20 protein-coding genes are annotated in these 19,227 nt (G+C 45.5%); 7 read left to right on the top strand and 13 right to left on the bottom strand.

The features are described 5' to 3' along the window. Position 1: 1 nt before the first annotated feature. The 10 genes from ACYVF1_RS11545 to ACYVF1_RS11500 form a co-directional block, all read right to left on the bottom strand. The gene (locus ACYVF1_RS11545) at positions 2-424 is read right to left on the bottom strand and encodes a c-type cytochrome (RefSeq protein ID WP_461078770.1); all 423 of its coding nucleotides are present in this window, start codon (positions 422-424) and stop codon (positions 2-4) included. Then, entirely contained in the window at positions 421-1,116 is a 696-nt protein-coding gene (locus tag ACYVF1_RS11540; RefSeq protein ID WP_461078768.1) for an SCO family protein, read from the bottom strand. The genes ACYVF1_RS11545 and ACYVF1_RS11540 overlap by 4 nt, the downstream gene beginning before the upstream one ends. Further along, positions 1,055-1,507, bottom strand: coding sequence for a viral A-type inclusion protein (locus tag ACYVF1_RS11535; RefSeq protein ID WP_461078766.1), 453 nt, complete (start codon positions 1,505-1,507; stop codon positions 1,055-1,057). The genes ACYVF1_RS11540 and ACYVF1_RS11535 overlap by 62 nt, the downstream gene beginning before the upstream one ends. A gap of 74 nt (positions 1,508-1,581) precedes the next feature. Beyond that, the gene (gene recN, locus ACYVF1_RS11530) at positions 1,582-3,255 is read right to left on the bottom strand and encodes a DNA repair protein RecN (protein ID WP_461078764.1); all 1,674 of its coding nucleotides are present in this window, start codon (positions 3,253-3,255) and stop codon (positions 1,582-1,584) included. A 101-nt stretch (positions 3,256-3,356) separates the two neighbouring features. Continuing rightward, entirely contained in the window at positions 3,357-4,271 is a 915-nt protein-coding gene (porD, locus tag ACYVF1_RS11525) for a type IX secretion system protein PorD (RefSeq protein ID WP_461078762.1), read from the bottom strand. Further along, positions 4,268-5,521: a bifunctional phosphopantothenoylcysteine decarboxylase/phosphopantothenate--cysteine ligase CoaBC gene (gene coaBC / locus ACYVF1_RS11520; RefSeq protein ID WP_461078760.1), complete on the bottom strand. Its 1,254-nt coding sequence runs from the start codon at positions 5,519-5,521 to the stop codon at positions 4,268-4,270. Before coaBC ends, porD begins: the two co-directional genes overlap by 4 nt. Positions 5,522-5,684: 163 nt before the next feature. Further along, the gene (locus tag ACYVF1_RS11515) at positions 5,685-5,993 is read right to left on the bottom strand and encodes a DNA-directed RNA polymerase subunit omega (protein WP_461078758.1); all 309 of its coding nucleotides are present in this window, start codon (positions 5,991-5,993) and stop codon (positions 5,685-5,687) included. Positions 5,994-6,072: 79 nt separating this feature from the next. Then, on the bottom strand, positions 6,073-6,972 hold the full coding sequence (locus ACYVF1_RS11510) for an outer membrane protein assembly factor BamD (protein ID WP_461078756.1): 900 nt from the start codon (positions 6,970-6,972) through the stop codon (positions 6,073-6,075). 120 nt (positions 6,973-7,092) lie between these two features. After that, complete coding sequence (locus ACYVF1_RS11505) at positions 7,093-7,743, bottom strand: T9SS type A sorting domain-containing protein (RefSeq protein ID WP_461078754.1); 651 nt, start codon at positions 7,741-7,743, stop codon at positions 7,093-7,095. Positions 7,744-7,838: 95 nt separating this feature from the next. Beyond that, positions 7,839-9,677 carry an OstA-like protein gene (locus ACYVF1_RS11500; RefSeq protein WP_461078752.1) on the bottom strand — a complete coding sequence of 613 codons (1,839 nt, stop codon included), beginning with the start codon at positions 9,675-9,677 and terminating at the stop codon, positions 7,839-7,841. A gap of 33 nt (positions 9,678-9,710) precedes the next feature. Between ACYVF1_RS11500 and tilS the strand changes: the two genes are divergently transcribed. From tilS to ACYVF1_RS11485, 3 genes are all read left to right on the top strand, one after another. Then, positions 9,711-11,051, top strand: a complete 1,341-nt coding sequence (gene tilS / locus ACYVF1_RS11495; protein ID WP_461078750.1) for a tRNA lysidine(34) synthetase TilS — start codon at positions 9,711-9,713, stop codon at positions 11,049-11,051. Between the two features lie 11 nt (positions 11,052-11,062). Then, positions 11,063-11,506 carry a hypothetical protein gene (locus ACYVF1_RS11490; protein ID WP_461078748.1) on the top strand — a complete coding sequence of 148 codons (444 nt, stop codon included), beginning with the start codon at positions 11,063-11,065 and terminating at the stop codon, positions 11,504-11,506. Between the two features lie 173 nt (positions 11,507-11,679). Next, complete coding sequence (locus ACYVF1_RS11485) at positions 11,680-13,962, top strand: carboxypeptidase regulatory-like domain-containing protein (RefSeq protein WP_461078746.1); 2,283 nt, start codon at positions 11,680-11,682, stop codon at positions 13,960-13,962. Between the two features lie 116 nt (positions 13,963-14,078). On the opposite strand, the gene ACYVF1_RS11480 is transcribed toward ACYVF1_RS11485, so the two are convergent. Continuing rightward, positions 14,079-14,618, bottom strand: a complete 540-nt coding sequence (locus tag ACYVF1_RS11480) for a DinB family protein (protein ID WP_461078745.1) — start codon at positions 14,616-14,618, stop codon at positions 14,079-14,081. 393 nt (positions 14,619-15,011) lie between these two features. Between ACYVF1_RS11480 and ACYVF1_RS11475 the strand changes: the two genes are divergently transcribed. The 3 genes from ACYVF1_RS11475 to mtgA all read left to right on the top strand — a co-directional run bounded on the left by ACYVF1_RS11475 (position 15,012) and on the right by mtgA (position 17,593). Then, on the top strand, positions 15,012-15,464 hold the full coding sequence (locus ACYVF1_RS11475; protein ID WP_461078743.1) for a GNAT family N-acetyltransferase: 453 nt from the start codon (positions 15,012-15,014) through the stop codon (positions 15,462-15,464). A 42-nt stretch (positions 15,465-15,506) separates the two neighbouring features. Continuing rightward, positions 15,507-16,628 (top strand): radical SAM family heme chaperone HemW, encoded by a 1,122-nt coding sequence (gene hemW, locus ACYVF1_RS11470; RefSeq protein ID WP_461078741.1) that lies wholly within the window; start codon positions 15,507-15,509, stop codon positions 16,626-16,628. Positions 16,629-16,729: 101 nt separating this feature from the next. Continuing rightward, entirely contained in the window at positions 16,730-17,593 is an 864-nt protein-coding gene (gene mtgA / locus ACYVF1_RS11465; protein ID WP_461078739.1) for a monofunctional biosynthetic peptidoglycan transglycosylase, read from the top strand. A 72-nt stretch (positions 17,594-17,665) separates the two neighbouring features. Here the strand turns inward: mtgA and ACYVF1_RS11460 are convergent, their stop codons facing one another. Both ACYVF1_RS11460 and ACYVF1_RS11455 read right to left on the bottom strand, forming a co-directional pair. Next, positions 17,666-18,088, bottom strand: a complete 423-nt coding sequence (locus tag ACYVF1_RS11460; protein ID WP_461078737.1) for a response regulator — start codon at positions 18,086-18,088, stop codon at positions 17,666-17,668. Positions 18,089-18,344: 256 nt separating this feature from the next. Next, positions 18,345-18,698: a hypothetical protein gene (locus tag ACYVF1_RS11455; protein ID WP_461078735.1), complete on the bottom strand. Its 354-nt coding sequence runs from the start codon at positions 18,696-18,698 to the stop codon at positions 18,345-18,347. A 62-nt stretch (positions 18,699-18,760) separates the two neighbouring features. Between ACYVF1_RS11455 and ACYVF1_RS11450 the strand changes: the two genes are divergently transcribed. Continuing rightward, positions 18,761-19,219 (top strand): OsmC family protein, encoded by a 459-nt coding sequence (locus tag ACYVF1_RS11450; protein ID WP_461078733.1) that lies wholly within the window; start codon positions 18,761-18,763, stop codon positions 19,217-19,219. Positions 19,220-19,227 lie beyond the last annotated feature (8 nt).

Genomic DNA, 19,227 nt, shown 5'->3' with positions numbered 1-19,227 from the left:
ATTACTTTTTACACTCGTTCAAAATCGGCGTTACGTCGGTGACGTTTATCAACTTTTTTTCATTTCCCCATTCGTTGTAGATGTACGTAACAAGCTCGGCTACTTCTAAATCGCTAAGTTGCGGCTGAGCTGGCATGGGGTGGTTATACGTTTTACCATTGACTACAATTGGTCCTTTCTGACCGTAACGAATAAGGCAGATAACACTGTGTTTATCATCCAGATAATCGGAACCTGACAGTGGCGGATAGAGTGCTGCCAGCCCTTCCCCTTTCGATTGGTGGCAGTTGGCGCAATTATTTTTGTAAATAAGAATGCCTTCTGTAATGTATCGTTGCCGCTTGATTTCCTCTTCGCTCTGACAGGCAAACACAGTCGTGAGAACGAGAATAATTGTGAAAAGGCCAGGAAAATTATACTTCATGATTTGTATTCGGCCAGGAGCCGATTCATATCATTAATTAACTTATCAACACCGGCCTCAGTGGTACCATCGTAAATGCCCCGGATGTGCCGTTCTTTATCAACGAGAATGAATGCTCCACTATGCACAACACCACCAGGAGCAGAGCTATCTTCCTGTGCCGTAACCATATAGCTGCCCTGGCCAATGTCATAAATCTTCTCACGATCGCCCGTCACAAACAGCCATTGGTGATCAGTTACGCCCAGATCTTTGGCAAATTGGTTAAGCACCGAGACCGAGTCGTGGGCCGGGTCTATGGTATGCGACAATAGCATTACGTTCGGGTTACCCTTGAATTTTTCGTAAACTCGCTTCAACTGCACTTTCATTTTGGGGCAGATAGTCGGGCAGGTCGTAAAGAAAAAATCCGCTACGTATATTTTTCCCGTTACTGTTTTAGCCGTGACGGTATCGCCATACTGACTGACAAATTTGAAGTCAGGAATGCTATGATAGACAGAATCTATAACTGTCTTGCCGTCAACTGTTTTAGTAACGGCTTCTCGTTCTCCCAGAATCGGAAGTTTATCATCGGATGAAGTACAACGTAGTAAAAGCGTTGTCAGGATAAGCAGTAACGTAGTGCCGTTACTTTTTTTGTAGAAACTGCGTAGCCTGGTCAATACTGGATTTAACTTTTGTTTTAACATCGGTAATTTTTTCTTTTTGATCACTCAAATAACGTAGCGCATCATCCGACGACAGTTTAGCCAACGTATCGCCATTATAATGGTCCATCCAGCCCCTCATCAGGCTATCCGCTACGTTTAAGTTTAAAAGCAAGCGGCTGGCCTGTGCTTTTTCTTCGCTGGTTCGTAGCGTTGTGGTTGCCGAGCCGGTTTCTTTAACGCTGTCGATCGCTGCTACGCGTTGATTCAGTTGTTTCTGAAGCCGCATAATGTCGTCCATTTTGGGCATAACTTCGTCATGGAGCGCAAACACTTCATTTTCAGCTTCCTTTATATCGTCACCGGATTTACAGGACTCAAAACCAGCGGTGATAAGAAGAAAGCCTGCCAGGGCTAAGTTAAATTTTCTCATAGAAGTGATTAAATTATAGATTCGTTCTTTTGTCATCCTGACGCAGGAGGGACGGCAAAAGAACGATTTTAGTTTCATTTGGTAGCCGGAATAGCACGCTGTTTCAGCATTTCGCGGGCATTTTTGAGAGCGCTGGCCGACGGATTCTTGCCGCCAATCATCTGCGCGATTTCCTGGATACGTTCTTCCAGCGTCAATTTTTTTATACGGCTAACGGTCTTATCCGACGAATTGTCTTTGTAGACAAAGTAATGCTCAACACCCTGACCCGCAATTTGATGTAAGTGGGTAATGGCAATAATCTGGTGGCTATGAGCCATATCACGCATCATATTCCCCATTTTAATAGCAATCTCACCTGAAACGCCCGTGTCAATTTCGTCGAAAACAATGGTTGGCAACGACCGCTTACTGGCTAGAATATACTTGATAGCCATCATCAGCCGTGAGAATTCACCACCAGAAGCTACGTTTTTCAGTTGTTGTGGTTTGACGCCTTTGTTGGCACTGAACAGGAACGTAATGGTGTCTACACCCGTTGCTGTTGGCTTTCCAGTTTCCGCAGCTATCTGAAGTGATGCATTGGGCATTCCTAGATCGAATAACAGCCCCCCAATCTCGGTTTCGATAGGGCGCAAAACGGTCTGCCTCGAAGCCGACAACGTTTCAGCACTAACCTGAAGCTGCGTGTAGGCTAACGTAGCAGCCGCTTTGGCTTCAGCTAAAGCATCATCCAGGTTCAGCACCTTGCTTACTTTTTGGCCGAGTTCGTTACGTAACGCAATCAGTCCGTTTACGTCCTTTATCTGATGTTTTGTTTGAAGCTGGTAAATCAGATTTAGCCGCTCACGAATGGTTTCGGCACGCGTATCATCTACTTCGACGTGGTCCTGTTCAGTACTGATTTCGTCGGCCAAATCACGTAGTTCGATAAGGCTACTTTGCGCCCGCTGCTGTAACTGCTCATACTGATCTGATAGCTTGCTGATGTAAGCCAGATTACTGACTGCACCTTTTAAAAAGTCAATAACTGACTGTTCCGTATTGTCTAAATATTCGTAGGCCAGTTGAAGTCTTTCTTTAATTTCTTCAGCATTTTCCAGAATCGTCAATTCCTGTTCGAGCGATTCCTGTTCATCAGGCTGTAGCTGCGCTTTTACGAGTTCTTCGTACAAAAAATTGTTATAATCGAACTCCTTACGCATGGCTGCCGCTTCAGACTGAAGCTGGTCATAAAGCGTTTTTTTTGATCGATAGAGTTGGTAATCAGTATGATAGCTACGTAGCAGATTGTCGTTCTGAGCATACGTATCAACAATTTCCAACTGATATTCATTAGAGCCAAGCAACACCGAATCGTGCTGTGAGTGAATATCCATCATCTGGCTTGTTACCCGACGTAGCGTTTCCAAATTAACGGGAGTATCATTGACAAACGCCCGCGATTTGCCACTTACGCTGATTTCCCGACGGACGATACATACATCGGAATAATCCAACTCTTCATCTTCAAAAATTTGTTCGATGATATACCCCGAAACGCCAAATGTGCCTTCTATTACGCACTTTTTTTCGGGATTGTAGAGGACGCGTGTATCGGCCCGGTTACCCAGTAATAAACCGATGGCTCCCAACATGATGGATTTTCCCGCACCTGTTTCACCCGTAATGATGTTTAAACCCCGATTGGGGCTGAGGGAAAGCTCATCAATCAGGGCGTAATTTTTTATCAATAAATGGGAGAGCATATAATGACTAAGGCATAAGTAAATGAATAATGTATTACGATTAATGTTTATCAGTTGATAATTATACACTAATCATTTCACCGTATTCATTTATTGGCAGTTCACTGTCCTAAGGTGATTAATTTTCTGTAGTTTTCTGTTTTGGCCGGATCTAGGTACGACAGTAAATCAAATGCCTGTTTACGTTCCGTCGGCGTTCCTTCGTAAAAAACGTTGTACAGCTCCTGCGATTTCGCATCGAAAAAAGAGTTGATTAACACCGAGTTAGGCAATTGCAAGCCAATGGTACGGATCGTGCTGAGAAAGGTTAGCATTTGTTTACGAATCTGTACTGGATTGGATGCGAAAACATCGAGACCCATGCGGTGATACGTATACATCCCTTCGCGAAACGGGATTAGTTGTTGATTTTGCATATTTTCAATCAGCCAGTACCGATTCCGACGGTCACCACCGGTTTGCCATGCGCCATTAGGCGACCCTTGCTGAGCCAGATTGGTAATTGCAAAAGCCCGCTGAACGTAGGGATTCCCACCTTGCTTTCCGAACGTATCATAATCAACCGCGAGAATGATATTAGCATAGAAGGCCAGTAGCGAAGTTAAATCGTCAGTGAATTGATTGTCACGGAAATACACAGGTGTAGTTGGCAGATAAACAAAATTAAAAGCCCGATCTACATAACTAAAAACAGTAGTTTCATAATTCGTTCCGTAGACAGGCCGGGTCACAGTTATTTGAGCTGTAGCTTCGAAAGCGCCCTGCGTCAGCGACTTAATAAGGTTAATAGAGAGTGAACAGTTAATACGTTCTGCAACGGCAAACTGGTCATTAGTCCAGCGCCGGTTGTTCATGAATTCCGTGATAATGCCCTTTAACTGATTTACATACGAAAAATCGGTTTTCTGCTGGGCAAATAACTGGTCAGAATTAATGGTTATCTGGCAGTTAAGCTCTTGAGCCCGGGCTGAAAATACGCAACCAATCAGAAAAAATAAGCAGACTACCTGTTTCATACAGCAAGTTTTTTCGCTACTAGTACGACCAAATCCTGTGCCACTTCGTCTTTCGATTTCAGCGCAAATTCATGAATTTGTTCGTCCTTATCAATAACAGTAATTTTGTTGGTATTGTGCCCGAAACCCGCACCTGGATCTCGCAGTGAATTTAAGACAATCCAGTCTAAATTTTTACTGTGCAGTTTCTTGAGAGCATTAGCTAGTTCGTTGTCGGTTTCCAGCGCGAACCCCATCATCAATTGGTCCGGCTGTTTCTTTGTTCCTAACGTAGCTGCAATGTCGGTTGTTTTAGTTAACTCCAACGAAAAAACAGACTCCTTTTTTTTGATTTTCTGATCGGCTGGATGTGCAGGTGTGTAATCAGCTACAGCTGCACTTAATACTACTACGTTGGCTTGATCAAAATGAGCCAGAGCAGCCTCAAACATTTGCTGTGCCGAACGAACATCTATACGGTGTACAGTCGGGGCGGGGAGGGGCAACGCAGTGGGTCCACTGACAAGCGTTACGTTGGCTCCCGCTTGGGAAAAGGCTTTTGCAATGGCATATCCCATTTTCCCGGTCGAATGATTACTGATGTAACGTACCGGATCAATCGCTTCCTGGGTTGGACCTGCGGTAATCAGTACTCGTTTCCCACGTAAAGAATCTAACGTAGCGGGAGCCATCTTTGCGGTATTTTCTTCTATTACGTCCGATTTATCCCAGAAATCACGTAGCACTTGCACAATGGTCCCTGGTTCGGCTAAACGGCCTTCGCCAACTAGCCCACTCGCTAACTCACCATGCTCAGCCTCAATAATATGGTTACCAAAAGAAGCCAGCCGCCGTAGATTCTCAACTGTCGTTGGATGCCGATACATATCGACGTCCATTGCAGGAGCAAAATAAACCGGACAACGGGCCGATAAATAAATAGCTGATAGAAGATCATTGCATAAACCCATAGCGCAACGAGCCAGTGTATGTGCCGATGCCGGAGCAATTACCATTACGTCGGCCCATAAGCCTAATTCTACGTGGTTGTTCCATCGACCATCGCTCTCCTTTTCAGAACCTACAAACGAAGACAAAACAGAGCGCTTCGACAACGTAGCAAGCGTTAAAGGAGTAATAAATGCTTTGGCTGACTCGGTCATAACTACTTGAACCTCAGCTCCAGCTTTTACCAGCAGACGGACGAGCAGGGCCGATTTATACGCGGAAATGCTGCCAGATACCCCAAGAAGAACGCGTTTGCCTTTCACGAAAAAGATGTTTCAGATTCCTTGTTTAGTAGCCCAGATTATCCCAACAAGTTAATAAAGTTGAAGATCGTCTGGAACTTGAAACAGAGAATAATAACTAAAACGCCAAAACCGCACGGCGACGTACCATGCGGTTTTGTAAACAGAATACCTGCTGATACTACTACTGCTGCTCGTCGTTGTAACGCCAGTAAATTTTACCTTCCAAAAATTCGTCAGTAGCGATTGATGTAGGTTTCGGCATCCGCTCGTAAAACTTCGAAATTTCGATTTGTTCACGATTTTCGAATACTTCTTCGAGGTTATCGACGGCTGAAACGAACTCCGATAGTTTGTTGCTCAGTTCTTCTTTGTTTTTAGTAGCTATCTGCCGGGCACGTTTCGAAATAATCGCAACTGATTCGTACAGGTTGCCAGTATGAGCCGCAATTTTATCGTTATCGCGGGTAATGATAGATTGATTGGTTGCCATAATATAGTTGCTAGTCGATAGTTCAAAATATCCAGTCGGCAGCGATGATTCAGACGACTGAATATTCCTGACTTAAAAATTAATTTGCTGCCGTTACTTTGGCGGGTCGGTTGAGATTTTTTTGGCGTTCTTTTTCCTGTTCGTGTTCCTGCTCCAGCTTGTTGAGACGTTCGATTTCCTTCTGACTGATCTCATACATCTTTTCCGCCTGTTTCAGGAATCGGCTGTTAGGGTATTTATCTACAAATGCCTGATGATAACTAATTGCCTCCTGATAACGTTCCTTTTGTTTGGTTTCCAGACTGTTCTGAGCCAAACTGAATTCAGCGTCTACCTTCTTGAATGCAAGTTCTTCGTTATATTCCGAATCAGGAAATTCTTTTTGAAAGTTATTGATCGCAATTACGGCTGATTTGTAGGAGGCAATATTAAAGCCGCTGGTCTTATAATACAGCATAGCTTTTTCGTAGGCTTTCCGCTCTAGTTTACCGCGCAAATCAAGGATTTGTTTAGTTGCATCGGCTTTGTATTTACTATCAGGATACGTATTTAGAAAGTCTTGCAGAGCCGACGTAGCAGTCAACGTATTCGATTGGTCGAGGTTGAAAGAGGGCGTGTCTTTGTACAACGAATTGGCATACATATACATCGCTTCCTCCACGTATTCCGAGCGGGCAAACGTCTCGTAAAACTTTTTGAAGAGCGTAGCACTCAGTAGATATTGTTGCTGGCGGTACTGGGTGTAGGCATAATAGAATTGTGCCATCTCCGACTCGGTGCTACCTTTCAATACAGGAATCAGTTCTTCGAACAGCAAACCTGCACGATACCAGTCTTCTTTTTTGTAGTAGTTGAGGGCACCCTTATATTTTTCGTCATCGCTCCCACTTTTCTGCAATTTTGAGAACGGACTGCATGAGCCTAAACAAAAGATGGCCCAGGCCCCCAGCAGAATCTTACCAATATGACGGTGTTGCATACGTTTGCAAAGATACAAAAAAAATACAGGCTACACCGCTTCAACGACGATGTAGCCCGGTATAGTGCTGAAAAATAAATAAGGCTTAGCCTGTTTATGTAATTTTAACAAATTGGCAAACTATTGGTGGCGGACAAGCAACCGTTTGGTAGCTACTTTTTTGCCATCAACCGTGAGTTGATATAGGTAATAACCCGTATCCAGAGGTCTGGTCACAATTTTGACTTTCCGGTCATTAGGTTCTAGGTTCAGTTCGTAGCCCGGTACGGGAGCGCCCAACACGTTGAGCAGCACTAGCTTTGCTTCACCAACTGAACCGCTGAACTGATAATCTAACTCGGCAACGTCGTCAGCAGGATTCGGATATACGTTCGACACCCAGAGTTTATCGCTCGTGTACATCCGGTTGCTACCTTCTTGTACGGGTGTAGATGAACGTAGTTCGCTGGGAGGAGCGGCTGCTACTAAATCGGTCGAAACAGACGATCCAGTTCTAGCGCTGGTGGCTGGCATCAACAAGGCGCGGTAGTGCTCATTGATGGCTTTGTTTTTGTTGACCGTTATGGGATGGTCGTAGTTCGATAGAGCCGGATTAGGCACCACCGAAAAGCGTTTATTCGATACGGTGCTTGTGCTGGTTTTCGTTGCGCGGCCCAGCTCAAGTCGGCTTCCCTTTCGGCCATCAGAATCCCGCTGAGCGACCTGCGCTCGGAGCGGGATAGTTGCCATTAGCAAGCCCGACAATACACCAATAAGTATAAATTGTTTCATGAAAGTCCTCTACAAATGCACAAATATTCAACACAAACCTATCCACGATAAAAGACAAAGTCAACGGCCTATTATCTAAAAAATTGTTAAACGGCCTAATTTCTTGCCTTTTGAACGAATTTTTGAGCCAATGGTTTAATTTTTGACTTATTTTTTACTGGTTTTTTAATCCCAGGAGTCTCAGCAGGCGGAGTTTCTATCCATAAAACTTGCCCTTTGGTTGGCTTTTCCGCGTCACGCCACCGAAAACCATCGAGTTGTTCATTCTCGGAAGTTATTTCTTTCGGCGGAATTAACTGCGAATCAGGCGTTCCATAAAATCGAATCTGACCAACCTTGTTATCGTTAAAGTCGATGTTCATTCGACTGCACTCCACGTGGTTTAGTCCAATCATTTTATTCTTATCGTCAACGGCATAATAAATGCTTTGTCCATTTCCTTCCACAATTACCCAGTCAAGTGAGGTTTGCTCTCGTGCCAGAGCCGTCGTAGAAGCTGGTTTAGCGTCTTTATCATCTATTACGCCTTTTGCTACCGAATTCGTTGCAAAAACCGATCCATTTTTTGCATTTATTGCTGTACCAGATACCTGTTTGCTTGTTTGGACTACTGATGCGGATGTTGCTGTGGCTGAGATGATTTTGGTTTCAAAATAAGCTGTAATGGTCCTTCCTTTGATTTGATTGAAATTTTTCAACGTATCGAGCGAAATCACGAAGGATTTTGTCTTCATAAATAAAGTATTGATCCGATTATTTTTCATCAACGCCCGAATCGAATCGGCTTCCATCTGATACTTATTTTGACTCCAGACAATTGGTTTTTTGTAGAAATAAATCGTCGAATCCGCGGTGTCATAAATCAACGAATCGCACTTGCTTTGCAGATCTGACTTATAAACAAATACGTTTTTCTGGCCCAGAAATCGGCGCGTGTTTGTTACTTTGTTATCGAATGAAAATAAGGTATCGGCACGTAGGTAAAGCGTGTCATTAGTAGTTTCATTGGCCAGACTTTTGGCAACAGGTCGGCCCGTCACCCTCGAAATTCCTATTTTCCCATTATACCGCACATGTTCGCCTGTAATGACTGCTTTTTTGTCTTTTGCAATCATTACTACGTTGCCTTTCGCAACCCCTAATTCCGATATGTTGTCATAGTAGAGCGAATCACCAGTAAGTTGATATTTAGGTGTTTCCACCGTAGCGCGACGCTGAAAGTTTGAAATTCCCGTAACGGTATTGTAATCTCCGGCAACAGCCGTCAGAATGCCATCTTTATTCGTAATTCGGGTTGGGCCCTGGAACGTAGCAATGCGGGTCAGCGAATTATATAGCAGCGAATCAGCCGTAAGCGTACCTTTTGGATTAACTAAGCGGACATTCTGGCGAAATGTGAATAATTTTGTGTGCGTATCGTAATAGCCTTCGCGGCTGGTCAGTATGTTTTCTTTGTCGACGATACGTCCTGGTTTAGGGTAATGAGCAATTCCCGACAACATGTCGTAATCGAGTTGGGACGTAGTAAGCGTCATTTTACGATCACGCATTATTACATGTCCACGACCATTTGCCTGCCGCGTATTGCCGTAATAGAACAACGTATCACCCCGCACACTGATGGTATCACCCTGAAGGAGACGGACGTTGCCGTAGGCTTCGATAACGTTGGTCGTTACGTTCTGAATCGCCAGATCGCAATATAACAGCATGCCTTTCTGGCGAAACCGAACGTTATTATAAATCTTTCGTACTACCTGACCCGGTACGTTGATACCCACTAAGCTATCGGCCCCTGGCAACAGCTCTACTTTGTCGGTAGTCGTAGCAGGTCGACCGGGCGAAGGTGGAGTCACCTGAGCCAATGCGGGCGTAAACACGAATAGGCAACCGAGTAGAAGGAAGGCAGTAAAGCAGGAAATCAGGCGATTCATATAGACAAAACTACGGCATAGGGCCGATTCTGGATGCTGGAACAGGATTTTTTAGCATTTATTAACGATAAGAAACTGGTTGAACCAACCGGTCGGGTGTTGCTGGCCATTAGTGGTGGACTCGATTCGATGGTGATGGCTCGCCTTTTTCATCGCGCGGGTCAGCCGTTCGCCATTGCCCACGTAAACTTTGGTTTGCGGGGCGACGAGTCGGAAGCCGACGTGCTGTTTGTGGGCAACAAGGCCGAAGAATATGGAGTTCCGTTTCATTTGACGCATTTCAATACGACGGAAATTGCCGCCAAACGTAACATATCAATTCAAATGGCCGCCCGCGAATTGCGTTACGCCTGGTTCAACGAATTACTGGCCGAACACCACTACGTTAGAATTGCTACGGCTCATCATCAAAACGACGTTTTGGAAACCGTGTTGCTCAACCTAACACGCGGCACTGGATTGGCTGGACTGCATGGAATTGCCGTTCGCCAGGATAAGCTGATACGTCCTATGCTCTTCGCCACCCGTGAACAACTTGCTACGTACGCTGAAGAACAACACGTTACCTATCGGGAGGATAGCTCTAATCAGTCGGACAAATACGCTCGTAATCGAATCCGCCATCACGTAGTACCAGTTCTAACAAACCTGAATCCGAATTTCTGGAATACCTGGCAGCGTACCATCGAGAAGTTGCGGGCGACTGAAATACTGGTTCAGGAAGAACTTGATCGATCGTGGCAGCAGGTGGCCATTGTGGGGAATGAGCGTATCTGGATGCCGATGGAAAAATTAGCCAACGTATCAGAATTTGCTTTTCGGATGGGGGAGTGGTTAAAACCGTTTGGATTCACGGCTGATCAAGTTACCAAACTCCTTGCTACGTTGCAGAAACCAGCCGGGCAAGTATTTCAGTCGGCAACGCATCGAATTGTACACGAACGTAGTGGCCTGTTACTTGAACCACTATCTGCCCGAAATGATTTTGAGATTGTTCTACATGGCTTGCCCGAGTCGACTGTTACGTTGCCTGGAGACGTAACACTACAGATTGAGGTGTTTGAAAAGCCAGCCGATTTTCAGCCATCTACAGATTCAACGATTGCCTGTCTGGATGCCGACAAATTTACTTTTCCGCTCACCATTCGTCCTTGGCAGCAGGGTGACCGCTTTCGGCCGCTTGGTCTAAAGGGGAGCAAGCTGGTTAGTGATTTATTGAATGATCTCAAACTAGATCGAACTGAACGAGGAAATGCCAACGTGTTATTGGCTAATGGCGCTATAGCGTGGGTGATTGGCTGCCGAATTTCTCATTTATTTCGCATAACAGCAGAAACAAAAAGAGTTGTCAGGATTACAATGGTAGGCCGCTAATACGTATAAGCATGAATGGAGGACAAATGACGGCAAGTCAACACCTGCTCAGAAATCTATTTTGGCTAGCCATGGTAGCGTTATTGACCGGATCGTGTTTAGACCGTTCTATCAAAACATCGACAGTAGAAGGAGTAATGCAGGACTCTACTGGAACACCGCTGCCTAAAGTGAATTTAACATTTTCCGGTTTGAAAGATGGAGGACCACTGGTTTCTCCAACTGCTACTGGCGAATATACCGTAACGACTGATGATAAAGGGCAGTTTAAGCGAACCTTACGTTGGGATAACGGGACTGATAGTTATTCTATTATTATTGATCCTTCTCTCGATTATGAAATCTACGACTGCCCACCTTTACAAAATGCACCCCTGCGATTTGAATGCTCACTCTCTTATCCTTACCCTATTTCGACTACCTCGGTAGTAGTTCGGGTCCGAAAGAGACACTGAGATCTGAAATCTTCAGATTACGATAAAATTAGAGTTCTTGAATTGTATTTTTTGAATAAGGTCTCGCGCTTGTTTAGCGCTATAAATGAGAAAAAACGTACTTTTGTAAAGTTGGCACTTTATTTGTTAGTGTTTGATCGAGTCCTGTTTTTTTCTCTAACTCATTAAAAATCATGAACCGAATTGTACGGGTTCTGCTACTGGCAGGACTGGCCTTGTGGAGCCTGGGTGTTCAGGCTCAAAGTGCGAAGTTACGAGCGGCCAATAAGCAGTTTGATAATTTCAGCTATGTCAACGCGGTGCGGGCGTATGAGGAGTTTCTGCGCGGTGACAAAAAGAAAGACCCCGCCGAGACGCGTGATGCTATGATCAAGCTGGCTTACAGCTATCGCAAGTTGCAGGATACGCGTAATGCCGAACGAGTCTATAGTGAGCTGACCAAAAATTATACTGATCTGGACAGCGAAATTTACATGTATTTCGCCCAGGCACTGGCTCAGAATGGAAAGTACCGCGAAGCCCAGAAAATGTATAGCCTATATGGTGAAAAACAGGGTCAGGACCTCCGTGGGCGTCGTTATACGGTTTCCTATATGGATATGAGTCGCTTTTATCAGGACTCATCTTCCTACCGATTATACAATCTTCCAATCAATTCTCGCCAGGCCGATTTCAGCCCGATGTATTATAAAGGCGGGCTGGTTTTTGTGTCATCGCGCGATGAAGGTGGCGTTATTAAACGGGTTTTTAACTGGAATCAGACGCCCTTTCTGGACCTTTATTTTCACCCGGATACCAATCAGTTGCACGTTCCAATTACAGAAGTGAAACGTTCACCGGGTTCCGCTGTATTGGGTAGTGGGGGCGATGGTAAAGTTCCCACCGAAGAATTTGGAGCCGACGGGCAGAAACTGACAAAGGCCGAAATTTTCAGCCGGACGCTTAACACAAAATACCACGAAGGTCCCATGACCTTCACCAAAGATCAGAACGTGATTGTCTTCACCCGTAACAACGGAAGTAAAGGAAAATCGGGTAAAAGCTCTGATGGTGTAAGAAAATTAAAATTGTATTCTTCCGTGAATAAGAATGGAAAGTGGGTTGAAGTAAAAGAGCTTCCGTTCAACAGTAGCGAATACTCCGTAGGCCACCCTGCTTTCTCGCCTGACAACACCAAACTCTATTTTGCGTCGGATATGCCGGGCGGATTTGGGGGTACGGATATCTACGTAGTGGAATACAACAACGGCCAGTGGGGTACGCCCGTTAACATGGGTAAAGAAATTAATACGGAAGGCAACGAGATGTTCCCGTACGTAGCGGAAGGCGACAATCTTTACTTCTCGTCCGACGGGCACGAAGGTCTGGGTGGTCTGGACGTATTTGTAGCTGAACTGCGGGAAGGGGTCGCCTACAAAGGCGTACAGAACGTAGGTGCGCCTATCAACTCTGAAAAAGATGACTTCGGTATCATCACGGATAAAGGCCAAACAACGGGTTATTTCAGCAGTAACCGCAAAAAAGGGGTTAGCGACGATGATATTTATGCCTTCCGTCGGAACTGCAAACAACTCAATATTTTTGTGTATGATGCTAAATCCGGATCCGCCCTTGAAAACGCCGATGTACGTATCATGCGTAACGGCGTGAACCAGGACCTGCGCCTGACGAACGTAGAAGGACGTGCGGAATTGTGTGTCGATTCAAACACTGAATACGAGTTTAAGGCTGTAAAAGAGGGCTTTGCGTTGAACAGTGTTCGTTTCTCTACGTTGACCCAATCACAGAAACCTGTAATGAACGTCTCGATTTATCTGGAACGGTCGGAAAATACGCTGGTGAAAGGGGTGATTAAAACGGAAGTGAACCAGCAACCAGCGCCGGGCGTGAAAGTGACGCTACGTAACGAAAAAGACAAATCGGAGCAGACGGTTACGACGGGTCCGGATGGCGGCTATGAGTTCGATATGAAGCCCAATGCGCCTTACACCATCACAGCGCAGAAAGATCGTTACGCTACGAAGAAAGCCAAGTACAACAAGACCAAGAAAAACACGCGTGTTGTTACAGATTCCCTTGGTTTATACGGTGTTGGCGACGTGTTCCAGTTGAAGAACATTTATTACGATTTGAATAAATTCTTCATCCGCCCGGATGCCGCTCGCGAACTTGACCACGTACTGGCTATTCTGAAAGAATATCCGCAGATGCAGATTGAGCTACGTTCGCATACCGATGCCCGTGCCACCGATGCTTATAATATCCGACTGTCGGAAAACCGGGCGCGTGCTGCACTTGACTACCTAGTTTCGCGCGGAGTGCCGTCCAGTAGGCTGATTTCCAAAGGGTACGGCGAAAGCGAGATTCTGAATGGATGCGTCGATGGGGTGAACTGTACCGAGAGCGAACACCAGCAAAATCGACGTACTGAGTTTAAGATTGTTGCCGTGCAATAGGACGTAGTGGCTAAAGTATAGATTGAGAGAAAGAAGTAGATTATAAATTGAAAAGCGCGGGTCGATGGCCTGCGCTTTTTTACTATACACTAGTGGAAAATTAGTTCTATTATCTACTACGTAGCAATTAGCTGAGTAGTAACTAGCAGTTGGCCGACGTGCCGCATGGTATGCTCCGCCGAATGCGTCAATAAGCCAATTACCGTCGAAGGCAACTGCGCCCGCCCAACGGTTCTTACCTCCGTGAGTGTATGTTCGTCGGTTTGTCGGAGTTGAGTAAGCGCTTTCTCCACCTGTTCATCAAATCGACGTATTAATTCTCGAAGCGTTAGTCGTGGTTCAGTTGTTTTGCTTTCGGCAGCCAGCGACGTAAGTTGTTCGTCGGACAGCGATTCGTTGCGGGCGTAGGTAAAAAGCCGGTCAAGTACACCCGTCAGGTGTTGTAGATGGAAACCAGCGGAGGCTAGCCGATGGTCGTTGCGGGGATTGACAGGCTGTTCCCAAAGTAAGGTTTCCGGAAAGTCATTCAGCAGGGTATTGACTTCTTCGCGAGCTTGCATCAATGCATGGGCGACAGGTTGAAGCAACAGCGGTACGTCAGGTAGAGGACCACGAAGCCAGACTTCACGCGTACTTGGAGACGGTACGTTATTCATGGTTTTTGATAATTAAAAAAGACCATTCTGAAACCAAAACTTGCCAAAAACAGACGTAGCGATCAATAAATTTTTAATTTTTGGTATGTTCTGCAGCAACAGGTTAGCCATTAATAAACTATTTCTCGTCGTTTAGTTTGTAATGAATCTAAACAGTGTTAATTTTGATCTCTCAATCAACTCGTGAGCATGAACGCAGAAGCTGTTATAGCTGATTGTTTTATCGCCGACGCTACGTCGAAAATGCCAATGCAGTCAAACCCCTTTTTGGGTCATGAATGCGTACTGAAAAAGTGCTGCAAGAAGTATAAAAAAGGTAAGCGATGCAAGAAATGCCCTGACCGGTAATCTTGCTTATTTTGGCTGAATGGTTCTTTTCTGCATTTTCGCCGAATGGAACTACGTTATTTATCCTACGACAATTTACCGGCCGAACCTGTTGCAAGTTCATTGCTTGCGTTGCTTGTTGAGGTATTTGCCAATCAATCCCAAGGAGAATTTCTAGAACAACTTCAGTATCAGCAAGTACGCACCGGACTATCGCTTGAATTGGCCGTTTCGGGTGAACGTGTTGTTGGCTGTAAACTTGGCTACGAACGTCAACCCGGCGAATTCTACAGCTGGCTAGGGTGTGTTCATTCTGATTTTCGAGGGCAGCGCATTGCTTCCGAACTGATGAAGCGTCAGCACGAATGGTGTCGCCAGCGCGGATACCAGACTATCCGAACGCAGACTTACAATCAGTGGCGTTCCATGCTCATCCTGAATCTGAAACACGGCTTTGATATTGTTGGAACGGTTCAGGGTAAGCGCGGGTTGACTATTGTTCTAGAGAAGAAATTATAAGAGGGGAAAAAGACGTTCTACTATTTTCTTCGCTGGCTGCTCATGCATCTTTACATTCACATTCCTTTTTGCAAGCAGGCTTGCCATTACTGCGATTTTCATTTCAGTACGAATCTAAGCCGAAAACCGGCACTTGTGGATGCTATTTGTGCGGAAATTGGTTTGCAAAAAGACTACCTGCCAGTACGTGAACTTACCACAATTTATTTGGGCGGAGGTACGCCGTCGTTGCTGACCGAAACAGAATTAGCTCAACTCATGACTACTGTTGGGCAGTACTTTACGGTTTCGCCAACTGCCGAGATTACGCTGGAGGCCAATCCCGATGATTTGACTTCAGAAAAACTTCGGATGCTACGTCAGTACGTGAATCGTCTGAGTATTGGGATCCAAACTTTTGACGAGCCGGTGCTACGTTGGATGAACCGGGCGCATACGGCGACTGAAGCCCAAAATTGCGTCGCTCTAGCGCAGGAAGCTGGTTTTGGTAACCTGAGCGTCGATTTGATTTATGGCATCCCCAATCGCCCAAAAGACAAATGGCATGACGATTTACAAAACATGCTGGCCCTGAACGTACCGCATTTGTCGGCCTATGCGTTGACAATCGAGCCAGATACGGCCTTTGGACGATGGCAAAAAAAAGGGCAACTTCCGGCGGCTGATGAAGCCCTGGCAGCCGACCAATTTGAGGAATTGGTTCAGGCGCTTACAGGTGCTGGCTACGAACATTACGAAATCTCGAACTTTGCGAAACCGGGTCAATACGCCCGCCATAATACGGCTTATTGGCAGCGCAGACCTTATTTAGGAGTTGGACCAAGCGCTCATTCGTATAATGGTTATTCGCGGCAATACAACATTGCTAACAATTCTCGTTATATCACCGAAATTCAACAAGGTATCGTACCTGCTACCGTTGAAAAACTCTCTTCTGCTGATCAGGTTAATGATTATTTGCTGACGGGACTGCGGACCCAATGGGGGTGTTCGCTGGCCCAATTATCGACGCTGCTTAGGGCCGATTTTGCCCAAACGCAGGCCCGCGACCTCGCGGCCATGTATGCTACCGGCTGGCTTACCCGTCAGGGCGACCAGCTTCTGCTGACCCCGTTAGGTAAACTTTTCGCCGATCGTGTGGCTGCTACGTTGTTTGTAGAATAAGCTCTCCTTATTTTTCGGAGTAACCGTTTTTTTGCGTCAGTTGCTCAAACTGAGTGACGATGAGTAGGCTTTCCTATTATTTTCGCAGAATAGATTCTCCAATGAACCCACAGCCACAACGTCCAGCCAATCGATTCCGCAATGCACCTCCTCAGCAACCGCGTCCAAGGGCTTCTAATGCGTCTACAGCGCAATCGTACCGGTCGGGACACGCTGCTTCGCGGAATGATTCGCGCTGGGGGCAAGTACGTCGTTATGTACAGGAGCAACCGATGATAGGGATCATATATCGCCTATGCGTCAGGCTATTTCTGTGGGTATTTTTTCTATCGTTGGGTTACGTGATCGCGCTCAAATACGTACCGGTTTGGGTTACGCCCCTAATTGTGTCGCGTTGGATGAATCCGGTTGGCACGAATGAGTCAGGGCATATTTACAAAAAATGGCGGTCTTACGACGACATTAATAAAGAAATGGCACTGGCCGTAGTTGCCTCTGAAGATCAGGATTTTCCAACTCACTGGGGTTTTGATTTCGACGAAATTCGGGATGCGCTTAAAGAAAACCAGCACCGAAAACGCCCACGTGGAGCCAGTACGATTTCGCAGCAGGTAGCAAAAAACGTATTTCTATGGAACGGACGTAGCTATATCCGAAAAGGGTTAGAAGTTTACTTTACCGTGTTAATCGAGTTGATCTGGGGGAAAAAGCGGATACTAGAAGTATATCTGAACGTAGCAGAAACCGGCCCCATGACGTTTGGTGTCGAAGCCGCATCCCAACGCTATTATAATCACCCAGCGTCAACGCTCTCACGTAACGAAGCAGCCCGAATAGCCGCCGTCTTACCCAACCCGATTCAGTTTTCCATTAGCAATCCATCAAACTACATACAGCGTCGAACTAAGCAAATTGCCAGACAGATGCGATATTTGGGCGGGGAGAAGTACATCCGCAATTTGTGAGTAACTTGTCTCAGACAGCAAGCTGCTGTCTGAGACAAGTTGACATCTCAACCTATGACTTTCGACTGAAAACTACTTCACCGATTTCGTGGCTGGCTGGAGCCATCGCTGATTTATTTTTAGAATGAGCTGGTTGAACTGATTGAGTGTAGCCGGTTTCGTCAAGAAATCGTCGGCACCAAGTTCGAGCGCTTTTTGCCGATCACTATGCTGATCGGATGTAGTTAGCATAACGGCTGGAATAGTACGATAATCGGGCATTGCTTTAAGCGCCTGAAGCATTTCGAAGCCGCCCATAAAAGGCATATTCAGATCCAGTAAAATAAGGGCGGGTAATACAGACGAGTTTGTTAACGTATTGATTAACTGCTCGTTATCTTCAATGCATCTAAGCTGCCATTCGGGGCAATATTGGCGAAATACCTCCTGTAACAGAAATCGATCGTCTTCGTCATCATCGACAAGAAGTACGTATGGGGTAGATGAATCATTCATACGGTAGGCTGGGCTGCTGACAAAGCAGAGCAATGTCAACAAGAAGGATGAGAGTTGGATTAAGTACGGTATATTTTAAGGCAAAGGCAGGTTATTTAAGTATCGATTTTAAAAATAGAAGTTGAGTAGATTTTATTGGTATGGGTTGAACGTATTGATTAGTTATTTTTACTTATATACGTAATCACATAGAAATTTGGATTTCACTCGCAAAGATGAGCTTTTTGAAGCAGATACATAGCGTCTGCAAGGCAATTTAGAACAAACCTTTGCCGAAAATTTCTTCTAGCGAAACGGGCTGATTATGCAGAATAAAAAAGTAAATCAGGCCTCCCAGAATTAAATAACTGATCGCCAGCCACTTTTTTTTCTGAGCAAACTCAATGGGATGGTGGTAATAGTCGTAAATCATGGACGCCGACAGAGCCATCACCATCAGAAAGAACGAGAACACCCCAAAATCTGTTCGGTAGATACGAACAGACTCCATAAACCGAGCTCCCGAAACGATGTATAAAAGCCAGCAACCGAAGCCGGCCCGATACAAATAAACGCTGAGTCGGCGGTCGTTTTTGAGGTCAAATATATCGTCAGTGAATTTTTCAGACATAATCCTGTTCACTTTGAAGTGTGTGAATTTAAACATTTTACCTGATAAACGCAAAAATTATAATGCCTGATACACAAGAAGTAGATACCCACCAGGAGTTCACTACTATGCACATCGAACTGGCTCGCGTCGACGATGCCTTTCATTTTGAAGCCGTTGGTACGTCGGGCGTGGCGCAGCACATAGACGCAGCACCCGATACTGGCGGACACAATGCCGGTGCCCGACCCATGGAAATGCTCTTGATGGGGCTGGCCGGCTGTTCGGCTATCGACGTGATTCTGATTCTGAAAAAACAGAAACAGGTCATCGACGATTTTCGGTTGAAAGTGGACGGATTACGGGAAAAAGGAGCCATTCCGGCTCCCTTTAAAAAAATTCACATTACCTATTTGCTCAAAGGCCAGTTAGATGCCGATAAAGTGAAGCGGGCGATTGACCTGTCGATGGATAAATATTGCTCAGCGACCGCCCAGCTACGTCCCACCGCCGACATTACATACTCGTTTGAAATTGCCTGAACGTAGCA

The sequence above is a fragment of the Spirosoma flavus genome, assembly GCF_054778555.1.
The sequence above is the reverse complement of the archived record's forward strand: the minus strand, read 5'-3'. Positions and strand labels throughout refer to the sequence as shown.